The 15,226-nt window shown below is 32.8% G+C and carries 6 protein-coding genes; 3 read left to right on the plus strand and 3 right to left on the minus strand.

Annotated features, from left to right (window positions below; all coding sequences use genetic code 11):
* Nucleotides 1-86: 86 nt before the first annotated feature.
* From BLR17_RS12415 to BLR17_RS12425, 3 genes are all read right to left on the minus strand, one after another.
* Entirely contained in the window at nucleotides 87-2,084 is a 1,998-nt protein-coding gene (locus BLR17_RS12415; protein WP_066330137.1) for a RagB/SusD family nutrient uptake outer membrane protein, read from the minus strand.
* Between the two features lie 11 nt (nucleotides 2,085-2,095).
* Entirely contained in the window at nucleotides 2,096-5,272 is a 3,177-nt protein-coding gene (locus tag BLR17_RS12420) for a SusC/RagA family TonB-linked outer membrane protein (protein ID WP_066330138.1), read from the minus strand.
* A 1,043-nt stretch (nucleotides 5,273-6,315) separates the two neighbouring features.
* Entirely contained in the window at nucleotides 6,316-8,379 is a 2,064-nt protein-coding gene (locus BLR17_RS12425) for a transketolase family protein (RefSeq protein WP_066330225.1), read from the minus strand.
* Between the two features lie 376 nt (nucleotides 8,380-8,755).
* Between BLR17_RS12425 and BLR17_RS12430 the strand changes: the two genes are divergently transcribed.
* The 3 genes from BLR17_RS12430 (at nucleotide 8,756) to BLR17_RS12440 (ending at nucleotide 15,224) form a co-directional block, all read left to right on the plus strand.
* Entirely contained in the window at nucleotides 8,756-9,802 is a 1,047-nt protein-coding gene (locus BLR17_RS12430; protein ID WP_066330143.1) for a LacI family DNA-binding transcriptional regulator, read from the plus strand.
* A 340-nt stretch (nucleotides 9,803-10,142) separates the two neighbouring features.
* Nucleotides 10,143-12,308: an alpha-glucuronidase family glycosyl hydrolase gene (locus tag BLR17_RS12435; protein WP_066330144.1), complete on the plus strand. Its 2,166-nt coding sequence runs from the start codon at nucleotides 10,143-10,145 to the stop codon at nucleotides 12,306-12,308.
* 15 nt (nucleotides 12,309-12,323) lie between these two features.
* Nucleotides 12,324-15,224, plus strand: coding sequence for a glycosyl hydrolase 115 family protein (locus BLR17_RS12440; protein WP_066330145.1), 2,901 nt, complete (start codon nucleotides 12,324-12,326; stop codon nucleotides 15,222-15,224).
* Nucleotides 15,225-15,226 lie beyond the last annotated feature (2 nt).

Below are 15,226 nucleotides of genomic sequence, written 5' to 3' on the forward strand. Positions count from 1 at the left end.
CAAAGTAAAAAGAGTGTGTATTGCGCATATAAAAACTATTTTGATATACTTCATTATTTCTTAATTTTTCGATTATATATTTGCAATTACCATCCTGGATTTTGACTAAATTCTAAATAAATAGTAGCATCAACATTTTTTAAAGGAAGCCAATAATGTTTATCCGAAAATTGACGTTCTAAAACTACATATTCCTTTAAATTATTAATTTTATTATTTTCAGGATTAACCTTGTCTAAGAATACATTAGTAGGCGTAACATCATTCGTTTCCGGAATATCACGGTCAAATTTTATTCCTGTTTTAATATTGTATGGATATTTAGTCAATAAAAGCCAACGGCGTAAATCATTAAAACGATGCCCTTCATAAGCTAACTCAACAGCACGTTCGCGTCTTACTTCTGACATGAATTTATCAGTTGATGTCAAATAGCTGGCATGAACTCCTGGCAAAGGATTGCCATTTGGAAGTAATACACGATTTCTCACAATATTAATTGAAGCCACAGCATCCTTAGTGTAAGTTGTAGCAGTTGCATGAATATTATTGTATCCCATAGCTATTGCTTCTGCATACATTAAATAGACATCCGACAAACGCATCCAAGCTACATGTATTTGATGATTATTATAAGCATTATCAAACTTATTGAATCCCAATGGATTAAACTTCATCAATAAATATCCTGTATTACTTCCTTTATTTCTATCAGATCTGTAATTTCCTACTTGAATTCCATCATACAAATTAGCATAGGTATATTTTTTTGCATCAGCAGTAGCTGTTGAATTCACCATCTTTCGGGTATCAAAACCAAAATTTAGATAAAAACGTGGATCCCTGTTTTTCCATGGAAAATGAGTATCATAACCCGAAACAGGATCGTCAACATCTGCCTTGCTTACACTATTAATCGGCATACCATTATTCATACCAAAATAGTTCACATAATTTGCCGTAGGATATTGAGACCAACTTCTATCTTGTAGAACTCCAGCACATAAATATTCTTTATCCGTAGACTGTCCAGTACCACCATAATTTGGCCCTCTAAAAATTGCTTCTAAATAGGTTACACCATTAACAGTAGCAGAACCAGGCATTCTTCCACTTTGTCCATTAGTACGGTACACTTGTTCGTATGAAGTACCATTTGTTCCCCAAGGAATTAATTTATATTGACACGCCCCACTATCTACAGCATTCAATAAAGTACCAAAGGCTTCAGCTGCTTTTTTACAATATTCGGCATTATACTCTTCGCCTCCGCCTGAAGCTTTGTTCATTAATGGACTACCTGCATATAAATAGTTTTTACCCAAATAAGCAATTGCCATCCATTTATTGATTCTAAGCTCATTTTTATTCTGTGTTCTTTGTCCAGCAGGAATTAAATCCCAATTGCCAGGTAATAATTCATAAGCTTTTTTAAAATCCTCTGCTATCTTATCAGCAGTTTGTTGATAAGTCAAACGAGGTAATCGTAAAGGTTTGTCTGAAGGTAAAACCTCATCAATATAAGGCATCCCGCCCCAATACGTAATTAAATGCATATGAAACCAGGCTCTAAAAAAATACAATTGACCTGCAATTAAATTTTTCTCTTCATCTGTTGCATCTACTAGTTTATCAAGATTAGCCAAACCAATATTTGCTTTTCGAATTCCATACCAAGCCCCTCTCCATAATGACTTTGTAGATTTATTATTGTCAGTACTAAAAGAAAAACCGTCACGGGTATCTAAGAAAGAACCTCCATTACCAAAACCAGGATTCATCCAGGCACGATAATTCCCTATATCAACCTGCCATACCCAGGCCCCTTGATTAGTAGCATTTTGTTGCCACATTTCTTCTTCACCATTGTTGAAGAAATTATTATCATCCCTATTACAGAAACTTGGGATACAATTGTACAATTCCTCAGTAAACCCCTGAAAACTGGTAAAATTTGAATAAAACTGATTAGTATCTACAGTTGCACCTGATTTAATATCCAAATAATCACTACACGAAGTAGCTCCTCCAGTTAATATTAGAAACAGTCCAAAATAAAGAATTATCTTATTATGTTTTTTCATGATATACTTTTTTATAATGTTAATCTAAACCCTAAATTGAAACGTCTTATAGTTGGATACGCAGTAGATCCATTTACTTCCCGATCATCAGGTGTACGTGTCCATAACCAAAGATTATTTCCATTAGCATAAATTCGCAATGACTCAAGCCCTATTGACTTTGTCCACTTATTAGTAAAAGTATAGGCAAGCTCTGCATTTTTCAAACGAATATAAGAGCCATCATACAAATAACGGGTACCCTGACTATCTCCATTTAGTGTACTATTCAACCTTGGCACTGGAGAATCAGCATTCTGATTGTCTTTTGACCAATAAGTTCCTTCTGAATATACTGTATTAAAATAGGGTAAACCAAAACTCTGCGTAGCTATATATCTGGATACATTGCTTACTCCATAAAATTGAATCATAGCACTAAAGCCCTTCCAATCTAAGCCTAAAGTGGAATTATATGTATTTTGAGGATTCGTTGGATAACCATACTTAACTCTATCTTGAGCATTAATAATTCCATCTCCATTAAAATCAATTATTCTGTAATTCCCGGGAATTTTTGTATCTGCACTTTCAAAAGCGCTACTACCATATAATTCATCCCAATTGTTATAAAAGCCTTGACTTAAAATTGTTGTTGATTGATTATTTGCAAAGCCTGCTCTTTTCATGTAATCAGGTAAAAGTTCAGGATCATCTCTGAAAACCACTTTATCTACAGCATGGGTCATTGCAAAGTTCGCCGACAAACGTAATTCATTTGTAAATCTATGATTAAAACGGACTTCCAATTCATATCCTTTGACTTTAACAATACCTGCATTAGTAGCTGGTGCAGTAAAACCAAAATATGGAGGTACAGCTCTGTCTGATCCATTGATTATAATACCTGTTCGATAGTCATTAAAAAAATCTAAATTTCCTGAAATTGTATTATGAAAAAAAGAATAATCAATACCTAAATTCTTTTTAGTAACTGTCTCCCAACCAATATTTGGATTTCCTATTGCTGTTTGAGTGAACCAAGAATAAGGGCTTAACTCTCCTTGATTTCCTTGTGTTAAAATAGAACTTGATGCCCCTGTAGAGTAAATATCTTCATACAACCAACGTCCTCTATTAAAGCTATCATCTCCTACTTTTCCATAAGAATACCTAACTTTTAAATTATCAATAAAAGTAAGTTTTTTCATAAATTTTTCTTCAGAAATCATCCAACCTATAGCTCCTGAAGAAAAGAATGCAAAACGCTTTGCATCGGAAAATTTTTCTGAACCATTATAAGCTCCGTTATATTCCGCAAAATATTTTTTAGCATAATTATAAGTTCCACGAAAAACCCAATCTTCACGATAACCTGGAACTTCCGTACCAGTTGCTCTCTCCTGTCTTTGAAAATTCCCCATACTGGTTACGGCATGTTTTCCAAAATCTCTAACATAATTTATCTGTGTTTGATAATTCAAATTCCGATACGTTGCACCATCAGTCATAGTACCTCCATTAACCGTCCAAACATTAGGTTCGTAAAAATCAAAATTGGTTGTTCCATCTGGAGTATTTGGAGACACTACTACACCTGTTACAGGATTAATCCATTTTTGTTTAACTGAATAATTACTATTATCAATTCCTCTAAATTCCTCAAGAAATGTATTATCCAATGAAAAAGTAACATTAGCAGAAAGTCCTTTAAGCAATTTTCCTAAATCCTGTCTCAAATTAAAGTCTGTTGCAATACGAGTTGTAGTTTTAGACTCAGATCCCCCAATTGCTAAATTTAATGCTGAGTTAGCACCTTGAACCTGATTATCTGGAGAATATCCCCAGGAACCATCAGAATACAAAGGATAATAAATATCAGGCGGAGTACTATAAGCACCAGCCCACATATAGCCCTCAGAAATTACCCTCCAAGGTGCTTTTTTCAATCCATAAGAACCCGATAAATTTACTTTAAAAACTGTAGATTTTGTTAATTGAAAATCCAAATTGGCTCTTGAATTCAATCTGTTATAACTATATCCTGATTCAAAACCTTGTCCACTAGGTGGTACTTTCACTAAATCCCCTTCGTTCACATAATCAACTGCAGCATAATACTTTACTTTTTCAGTACCTCCAGAGATATTTACATTAGCATTATGAGCCATAGCATAATCCTTAAATAAATAATCCTGCCAATCGATATTTGGGTATCTCTCTTTTTGTTCCTGAGTTGTTTGATTTCTGTAGTTATCTATAAATGATTGTGATCTGATATACTGCCAGCTTGATGGCTGCATATTTAATTCGTATTCAATAACTCTATTTTTAACCATCAAAGCATCATAGGCATCCATTTTACCAGGTAATTTTGAAGGAGATTTCAAAACTGAATTAAATCCAAATTCAATTTTTGCTCTACCTTCAACTCCTCGCTTAGTGGTAATAAGAATTACACCATTAGCACCTCTTACTCCAAATACAGCAGTTGCAGAGGCATCCTTTAAAACTGATATTGTTTCAACCGAAGTGATATCAACACTATTTATAGCTCTTTCAATTCCATCTACAAGAATAAGCGGACTAGTATTATTCCAGGAACTAATACCTCTCAAAATAATCTGAGGATCCTCTTCTCCTGGCTTTCCTGTAGTAGTCATAGTTGTTATACCTGGCAGATTACCCGTCAGAGCAGCAGCTAAACTCGTAACCCCCCCTGTACGTTGCAAAACCTTACCACTAGTTTGCGTAATTGCCCCAACAACACTCTCTTTTGTTTGTTTACCAAAACCGACTACTACAACTTCTTTCAAATCGGTTTGATCTGAAGACATTACAATATTGATTACAGACTGATTTCCAACGCGTTTTTCGATAGTTTTCATGCCAATACTGGAAAAAACCAATATAGCATCAGATGAAGGTAAAGTGATTTTATACTTTCCATCAAAATCAGTTACAACTCCATTTTTAGGATTTCCTTTAACAGATACATTAACACCTGGAATTGGCATTTTATCATCTAAAGATGTAATTGTTCCTGTAACAACAATTTGCTGGTTTTGTTGATTAATATTAGCCGGTAAAGAAGATGAATTGTTTTTCCCTTCTTTTGCCAATAATACACTGGAAAACATAAACTGAAACAAAACTCCTAATGCCACGAATTTTACTTTACGCGGAATTTTAAATAATTGTATTTTCATATTAATATTTTGACATTTTTTTAATTTATTAAAAATTAGAATTATGGACATCGCATATAAAAAGTAAGACATATAGCTTGTCGAAAAAATAAAGATACTTTCGTTGTATTTAAAAGAAAATACCTTTTTAAAAAGTGGTTAACTCATAGGCTTTTTTTTGGTTTATTATTTAGTTAGTTAATAGATTAGTTATAGTTTAAAAATTTATTCTCATTTTCTTTTAATAAAAAACTTAAAGTATTATAAAGCACTTCATAAAACACATTCCAATCAAACAAAAACAATCGGTTGTTTTTATTAAGATTGTTTTTACCATAATTCATTCTTCTCGAATGAATAAAAACAAACTAATCAAGAGCAAAAATCCATTCAGGAAACTTAATTATTTACTGTAATTTTTAAAAAACCGAGAGCAAAGAAATCTCCCGGCTTCAAAAACATATTAACACCAAAAAAACTAAGCCTTATTTTTTAAATGAAAGGGTTACCTAACCAAAGCAACCCAACATTAAAAAAAACAAACTAACCAAACTTCAATTTCACATATAGATCCAAATACTATAATTTTTACAGTGTCAAAAACACACTTTTAAATAAAACACTGTTAAACAATAACAAATCATTTAACTTTAAATTTTATTTATATTAACAAATATAGACAAAAAAACAATTTAAACAACCGGTTGTGTAAAATATTTTTTTATTATTTATAAAAAAACATCTTTTTAAATAAGTAATAAATAATAATAAACAAATATTATTGAATTTAATTAAACCACAACCTTAATAGTAGATAGTTTATTAAACAAAAAACAGATATTAGTAGAAAATCTTAAAAAAAAGATAAAAATTAAAAAATTATCAAAATAAAACAACCGATTGTATAAAACATTTAATTAGATTTAAAATACAATATTTGCAAAGAATTTCAGGAGGAATTAAATTTTCAGTTATTTAAGAAGCATATATACAAAAAAAAAGGAAGCCTTGCTAAAGACTCCCCTTCTACTACAGTTAATTATTCTAAAGCAAAATTCAATAACTTAATTTATCAATTTATAGCAATTTACCTTATTATCGATCAAGTATTGAATAATTTCTTTACTTACATTCCTCGCATTAAAACCAAACTTCTCATCTAAAACAGTTGCAGGAGCCGAATATCCAAAATGTTCCAGACCAATAATCTTTCCAGTGTCACCTACCAAGCCTTCAAGATTTACCGGAAGTCCAGCTGTAAGTCCAAACACTAATTTATCTTTCGGAATTACGCTTTCCTGATACAATTTAGATTGTGCCTTAAATAAACCTTCTGAAATTATAGAAGCAACATTTATCTTCAAACCATTTTCTGTTTCTAAAATAGCAGCAGCATCCAAAAGAGTCGAAACCTCAGAACCATTTGCAATTAAAGTAATATCTGCATCCGGAGTTGATTTTACTAAATAACCTCCTTTTGCTGCCTGAGTAGCATCTTCATATCTGGAAGCACCAGTTGCAGGAATATCTTTAATGCCTTGTCTTGACAAAATTAAAGCCGTTGGAGTATTGGTATTTTTCAAAGCCAAATCCCAAGCTACAGATGTTTCAATAGCATCGGCTGGACGTAACGCTAATAAACTTTGATGACCCGAGTGATTTTTTACTTTTTCCAATAATCTCATTTGTGCTTCTTGCTCAATTGGCTGATGCGTAGGTCCATCTTCTCCTACTCTAAATGAATCATGAGTTAAAACATATTTTACCGGAAGTTCCTGAATTGCCGCTAAACGAATTGCTGGTTTCATATAATCAGAAAACACAAAGAAAGTAGCAACCACAGGAACAACACCTCCATGTAACGCAATTCCGTTTGCAATAGCAGTCATTGTAAGTTCAGCTACTCCGGCTTGTAAAAAAGCTCCCGAAAAATCATTTTTCTGTAAAACAGATGATTTTTTCAAAAAGCCGTCCGTTTTGTCACTGTTTGATAAATCAGCAGAAGAAACAATTATATTCTCAACATTTTCAGCTAAATAAGCCAATACTGCCGATGAAGCATCTCTAGTTGCTGCATTTGATTTTTGAACAACTGAACTCAAATCTAATTCTGGTAATTTACCTGAAAGAAACAAATCTAATTTTTGTGACAAAACCGGATTTTCTTTTCTCCATTCAACAATAGCACTTTTTACAATAGCAGCTTTTGCCTTTTTTTCAACTAAAACATTCCCATAATAATGTCTAACTTCATCATAAATCTCAAACGGCTGCTCCGGATTAGCATTTAGATTAATTAATGTCTTTACAAAATCAGCTTTTGTATCTCCAATTGGTTTTCCATGCAGCTCACACTCCCCTTCATACATTCCACCATCAGCAGTCACACAACCTTTACCCATGATAGTCTTACCTATAATTAATGTTGGTTTTTCAGTTTCTGCATTGGCCGCATTCAAGGCTTCCCTAATTTGCTGATGATTATGTCCATCTATTGTAATGACTTTCCATCCCCAGGCCTCATATTTCATTGCTGTGTTTTCAGAAGTCACTTCATCAGTCATTGAAGAAAGCTGTACATCATTAGAATCATAAAACATAATAAAGTTATTCAACCCTAAATGTCCCGCAATTCTTCCTGCTCCTTGTGAAATTTCTTCTTGTACACCTCCATCAGTTATAAAACCATATATTTTATGATTAAATAGCCCACTAAACCTAGCATCTAAAAATTTCGCAGCAATAGCCGCACCAATCCCCATAGCATGACCTTGCCCTAATGGTCCTGAAGTATTTTCAATTCCTCTAAGAACGTCCACTTCAGGATGTCCAGGTGTAACAGAACCCCATTGTCTGAAATTTTGCAAATCTTCTTTTGAATAATTCCCTAACAAATGATACTGAGAATACATCAAAGCCGATAAATGACCTGCATCCATAAAAAAACGGTCTCTAAAGGGCCAATTCATTTCTGTTGGATCAAAATTTAAATACTCAGTGTACAAAATATGCATAAAATCAGCTCCTCCCATAGCACCTCCGGGATGTCCAGAATTTGCTTTTTCTACCATCGAAATTGCTAATGCTCTAATATTATCTGCTGCTAAATTGTCAATTTTTTTATTCATCATTTTTATTTTTAAGAGATATTTCTAGATAAAGGATTTTATTAATTTAGCGTTATATGCCAAAGTAAAAAGAAACATGATTTTATTTTCAAATCATACCTTTGGTTATTTTAATAAAAACAAAAGGATAAGTTTCTAATCGTACTGTTCTGGTCTGGTATGCTTTGCAAATTTAATCTTTTTTTTTAATTTGTTCAATAAATATTTTCTAAAAATTAAAATCTGTAACTTAAAATCAAAAATCAATCAAACAAAGAACATTAAAATTTTACTTAAAGAAACAATGCTAATAAAAACATAATTTATTGGAAAAGATTACAAAAAATTAATGTTTTATAATTAATTAAATATATTTGTTTACAGAATGATATAATTTATGGAAGAGAATAAAGACGTAACTATTTATGATATTGCCGAAAAACTAAACCTAGCAACCTCTACAATATCAAGAGCCTTACAGGATCATCACACCATTAGTAAAAAAACCATAAAAAAAGTAAAGGAAACTGCTGAAAAAATGGGCTATGTTCCTAATACTTTGGCAGCAGGTTTACGTGGTAACAAAACAAAAACTATAGGTGTCTTAATTCCAACAATTACACAACCCTTCCTGTCATCATTAATTAGTGGTATCGAAATTGCCGCACAAAAATCAGGCTATACTGTAATAATTATGCAATCACATGATTCTTATAAAGAAGAAGTCAATATGGCCAAAGCATTATACAGTAATCGTGTTAGTGGTGTCATTAGCTCTCTTGCTATGGAAACCCGAGATACATCCCATTTTGACCAATTTATAAGCAACAATATTCCCCTAGTCTTTGTAGACAGGGTGCCGAAGAACTTTAATACCTTTAGAGTGATCATTGATAACTATGCCGCTGGTTACAAAGCTACAAAACATCTTATCGACCAAGGCTGTACACGTATTGCTCATCTCACAGCAGGTTCCGAATTTGGCAATCTTTATAACGAAAGAAAAAGAGGATATATTGAAGCATTAAAAGACCACAATATTCCAGTGGACGAAGATTTAATAATTTACTTAGATGCCGTAACTTATGAAGAAGGTGTCAAAGCTAGTAATAAGTTATTCGATTTAGACTCCATACCAGATGGTGTTTTCGCATCAGGTGATATCATCGCAGTTAGTGCCGTTCAAACTGCTAAAAAAAGAGGATTTAAAGTGCCTGAAGACATTGCTGTTATCGGTTTTAACAACGACCCTATTTCCCAAATTATCGACCCTAATATATCTACAATTACACATCCGGCAGAAAAAATGGGTAAAGCATCTGCAGATATTATCTTGAAAAACTTAAAATCTGATAAAAAAGATGATGTCAAGGAAATTACTTTTTTAAATACGGAAGTTATCATTCGAGAATCGTCGAACAAACTAAACAATAAACTGCCATAAATCTTTGAATAATAAAACATCTTTTTATTCTAATTCAGATTTCTATTAACAGGACTATTAGAAATACTATTGTTTAATGAATTATTCTAAATAATTGATTAGGTATTACGCCCAGACGTATCTTCTATTGAAAAAGAAGAAAACATTCTTTTAGCTATTTCAAAGAAAATCAAATTCTAAAAAAAATGACTTAAAATTTTTTTCTTCAAAAACAAAACTATACTTTTACGCAACCGATTGCAGATATAAATTTATTTATTCCGATTCATTATTATCAAATATTCTTTTTTTATCAAAATAATATAGGATATAAACAAAAATAAGCTACAGTAAAAGACACATGAAACTTAAAAACAGTCAATCAATAATCTATATCATTATTATTTTTGCTATGTCTTTTACGGCAACTGCACAAAAAGATTATAAATTATGGTTACAATATGAGTCTAAAACTGATCGTGAAATTATAACTAAATACCTGAATACAATTCAGGGAATTACAATATTAGGGAATTCAGAAACTTTAAAAGTTGCCTTGGCAGAACTTGACCTTGGACTTGAAAACATGCTCGGTAAAAAAATCACTCATCAAGCTGATAATAAGCAAAATAATTCAATAGTAATAGGAAATAAATCATCTCTACCCCTTGCTCTTCAGGAAAATTTGAAATCAGAATTTGAAAAAGTCAGCAAAGACGGTTTCATAATAAAAACCATTACAAGTAAAGGCAAAAAAAATATAGTAATCACTGGAAAAAATGATGTGGCTGTTTTATATGGTGTTTTCAATTTTTTAAGATTAATTCAAACCAATAAATCAATAGAAAATCTGGCTATTGTTGATTCTCCGAAAACTGATATTAGAATCTTAAATCATTGGGATAATCTGGACCGAACAGTAGAAAGAGGTTATGCCGGATTTTCGTTATGGAATTGGCATACCCTACCCGATTTTATTGACCAACGCTATATTGATTATGCCCGTGCAAATGCTTCAATAGGCATTAACGGAACAGTTCTTAACAATGTAAATGCCAATGCTTTAATACTAACTCCTCAATATTTAGAAAAAGTTCAGACTTTAGCAACAGCTTTCAGACCTTATGGATTGAAAGTATATTTAACGGCACGCTTTTCTGCTCCAATAGAAATTGGAGGATTGAAAACTGCTGATCCTTTGGATTCAAATGTAATCAACTGGTGGAAAAACAAAGTAGCAGAAATTTATGCCCGAATTCCTGATTTTGGTGGATTCTTAGTTAAGGCAAATTCTGAAGGACAGCCAGGCCCACAAAATTATGGCAGAAACCATGTTGATGGTGCCAACATGCTTGCCGATGCCTTAGCTCCTTTTGGAGGAATTGTGATGTGGCGTGCTTTTGTTTATTCAGAACATGATGCCGATGACAGAGCCAAACAAGCTTACAGTGAGTTTGTACCTTATGATGGAAAATTTAGAGACAATGTAATCGTTCAGGTAAAAAATGGAGCGATAGATTTTCAACCCAGAGAGCCTTTTCATCCACTATTTGGAGCTATGCCAAAAACGAATACCATGATGGAGTTTCAAATTACTCAGGAATACTTAGGCTTTAGCACCCATTTAGTTTATCTGCCTAAATTATATCAGGAAGTATTAGAATCAAACACCTATAGAAAAGGCAACGGTGCTACTGTTGCCAAAATAATTGACGGTTCTTTATACAACAATAAAATTACAGGAATTGCCGGAGTGGCTAATATTGGAAATGACTTAAACTGGACAGGACATCCTTTTGCGCAAGCCAATTGGTATGGCTTTGGAAGATTAGCCTGGAATCCTTATCTGGATTCAGAAATCATTGCCGATGAATGGTTAAAAAGCACTTTTTCTAATGATGAAAATTTTGTCAAACCTGTTAAAGAAATGATGTTACAATCCAGAGAAGCTGTTGTGAACTATATGACTCCATTAGGATTACATCATATTATGGATACAGGTCATCATTATGGACCAGGTCCGTGGGTGAACAATTTATCAAGGCCTGAATGGAACCCTGTATATTATCATAAAGCCTCAAAAAACGGAATCGGTTTTGATCGTTCTAAAACAGGAAGTAATGCCACAGTTCAATATGTTCCCGAAGTAGCTAAACTATTTGACGATGTAACAACTTGTCCCGAAAAAGACTTGTTATGGTTTCATCATCTCTCATGGGATTATAAGTTAAAAAGTGGTCATACACTTTGGGATGGAATTGCCTTAAAATATCAGGAAGGAGTTGATGAAGTTGCTGCAATGAATGCAACCTGGAATAAAATGGCAAATTATATTGATAAGGAGCGATTTAAAGAAGTTCAAATGCTCTTAAACATTCAAAATAAAGAAGCTAAGTGGTGGCGCGATGCCTGCCTGTTGTATTTTCAACAATTTTCAGGAAAAGAACTACCTAAAGGAGTTGAAAAACCAACTCAATCTTTGGAATATTTTAAATCCTTAAAATTCCCATTTGCACCCGGTAATTAATAAAAATTAAATCAAATGAAGTTAATTAAGAAACACTTTTATCTACTCTTATCCAACTTTTTACTTGTCCTGTCTAGTAGCAATGGCTATGCTGTAAACCCAACAAAATATGTAACCAGTAAATCTTCTTCTGAAAATTTTGCTTTGGCAACAAAAGGCCAAATAGCTTCATTATTAATCAGTAATAATGATTTTCCGGGTGTTATAAAAGTTGTTGGACATCTTCAAAATGACATCAATACAGTTACTGGTATAATGCCAAAACTTTTCAAAGACCAAATAAATTCGGAAGAAAATGTTGTAATCATAGGCACATTAGGAAAAAGTTCCATAATTGACCAATTAGCTAAAGAAGGCAAAATCAATGCGTCTTTATTAGAAGGTAAATGGGAAAAATTCACAACTCAAATTGTAGAAAATCCAATTAAAGGAGTTAAAAGAGCCTTAGTAATTGCGGGATCTGATAAAAGAGGAACTATTTATGGTATTTATGATCTTTCAAACCAAATTGGTGTTTCTCCATGGGCATTTTGGGCAGATGTTCCTGCAAAAAAACAGTCTGAATTACACATACTTCCTGGAATTCATTCTTTAGGAGAACCGAAAGTAAAATACCGTGGAATTTTCATTAATGACGAAGCTCCTGCCCTTACTGGTTGGGTTCGTCAAAACTATGGAAAATTTAATGCTAAATTCTATGAGAAAGTATTTGAATTAATCCTTAGAATGAAAGGAAATTATTTATGGCCAGCCATGTGGAGCGAAAAATTTTACGCTGATGATTCCCAAAACGGAATTCTGGCCGACGAATACGGAATTGTTATGGGAACTTCACACCACGAACCACTAGCAAAAGCACATGGCGAATGGAATAAATCCGTTAATGGTGAATGGGATTTTAATAAAAATCCTGAAGGTTTAAAAAAATTCTGGACAGACGGAGTTAAAAGAATAGGAAATAAAGAAACACTGCTAACCATTGGAATGAGAGGCGATGGCGATGAACCCATGACAGAAGGAACTGCTATTGAACTTTTAGAAAACATTGTTAAAACGCAACGTGAAATCATAAGTACCATCACTCAAAAACCTGCCGAAAAAACACCTCAAATGTGGGCTTTATACAAAGAAGTTCAGGAGTATTATGACAAAGGAATGCAGGTTCCTGATGATGTCACTTTATTATTATGTGATGACAATTGGGGAAATCTAAGAAAACTACCTGCATTAGATGCAAAACCCAGAAAAGGTGGTTACGGTATTTACTATCATTTTGACTATGTAGGAGGTCCAAGAAGTTATAAATGGATTAACACAAACCAAATTGAACGCACTTGGGAACAAATGCACTTAGCCTATGAACATGGAGCAAATCAAATATGGATTGTAAATGTGGGTGATATTAAACCCTTAGAATTCCCTATCGAATTCTTCTTAGATTATGCCTGGAATCCGGAATATTGGAACGAAAGTAATCTAAGCGATTATTACAATCAATGGGCTGCAACTAATTTTGGAGGACAAAATACCGAAGATATTGCTACTCTTTTAAAAATGTATTCCAAATACAATGCTAGTAGAAAACCTGAACAATTGGATCCTTCTACCTATAGTTTAATCCATTACAATGAAGCCGATAATGTCGTTACAAATTACAATAAATTGGTTCAGAAAGCACAGGAAATTAATGCTCAACTCAAACCAGAATACAAAGATGCCTTTTATCAATTGCTCTTATACCCTATTTTAGCTAGTGCAAACCTAAATGAATTGTATTTTACAACAGCAAAAAACAATTTATATGCGAATCAGGGAAGAGCTGCAACCAATGAATATGCTGAAAAAGTAAAAGAATTATTTAACAAAGACGCGGAACTTTCGACCTATTATAATAAAACAATGGCGAATGGAAAATGGAATCACATGATGTCACAAACGCACATTGGATATAGCAGTTGGCAGGATCCAAGAACAAATATTATTCCTAAAACAAAAACTATTGAAGTTCCTGTTAAAGCTGAATTAGGCGTTGCAATTGAAGGCTCAACAAATTGGTGGCCAAATACAACCGAAAAAGCGGTATTACCAAGCTTTAATTCTTCTGAAAACAGCACTTCTTATATTGATATTTTCAACAGAGGAACCACTCCTTTTGATTTCAAAATCAAATCCAAATCAAATTGGATAAAGTTATCTAAATCAAAAGGAATTATTGATACACAAGAAAGAATCACAGTACAGATAGATTGGGAAAAAGCACCTCAGGGAAGTCATACCGAAATTGTGACTATTTCAGGAGCTGGAAAAAAAATCGTTGTAGCTATTAAAACCAATAATACAGAAATAACCAATGAGAAAGGTTTTACAGAAAACAATGGATTTATAGCTATAAAAGCAGTACATTTTTCAAATAAATCCGAACCAGATTCATTTAAATGGAAAGTTGTTGATAATTTAGGAAAAACTGACGGAGCAGTAATTTCATTACCAATAAAAAAAGGAAGAGTAGAATTGAATGAGAATTCTCCAAAACTATCGTATGATGTACATTTTAAAAATGCAGGAACAGTAAAAGTTCATTTGTATTTTTCTCCTACTATTAACTATTCTACAAGAGAAGGTATGTATTATGGATTATCATTTGACAACGAAAAACCTGTTAAAATAAATTATGCTTCAGACCCAATTATTTTTGATTATAATGGTAAGGTGACCAAGAATTGGGACAAAGACGTAACCGAGAATATCAAAGTTATTACAACTGAATTCAAAATCGATAAGCCGGGAAATCATACGCTGAATTATTATCGGGTTGATGAAGGTTTAGTTCTTCAAAAAATCATTATAGAAACTGAAAAAAGCGAATTAAAAACAACTAAACTGGGTCCTCCTGAAAGTTCAAATATCAAAAATTAATC

Source organism: Flavobacterium glycines, from assembly GCF_900100165.1.
Classification (GTDB): domain Bacteria; phylum Bacteroidota; class Bacteroidia; order Flavobacteriales; family Flavobacteriaceae; genus Flavobacterium; species Flavobacterium glycines.

Bases quoted from the DNA above. Each gene is read 5' to 3' on its own strand.
- BLR17_RS12415 (WP_066330137.1), bottom strand. From the start codon at position 2,084: ATGAAAAAACATAATAAGATAATTCTTTATTTTGGACTGTTTCTAATA.
- BLR17_RS12430 (WP_066330143.1), top strand. From the start codon at position 8,756: ATGGAAGAGAATAAAGACGTAACTATTTATGATATTGCCGAAAAACTA.
- BLR17_RS12420 (WP_066330138.1), bottom strand. From the start codon at position 5,272: ATGAAAATACAATTATTTAAAATTCCGCGTAAAGTAAAATTCGTGGCA.
- BLR17_RS12425 (WP_066330225.1), bottom strand. From the start codon at position 8,379: ATGAATAAAAAAATTGACAATTTAGCAGCAGATAATATTAGAGCATTA.
- BLR17_RS12440 (WP_066330145.1), top strand. From the start codon at position 12,324: ATGAAGTTAATTAAGAAACACTTTTATCTACTCTTATCCAACTTTTTA.
- BLR17_RS12435 (WP_066330144.1), top strand. From the start codon at position 10,143: ATGAAACTTAAAAACAGTCAATCAATAATCTATATCATTATTATTTTT.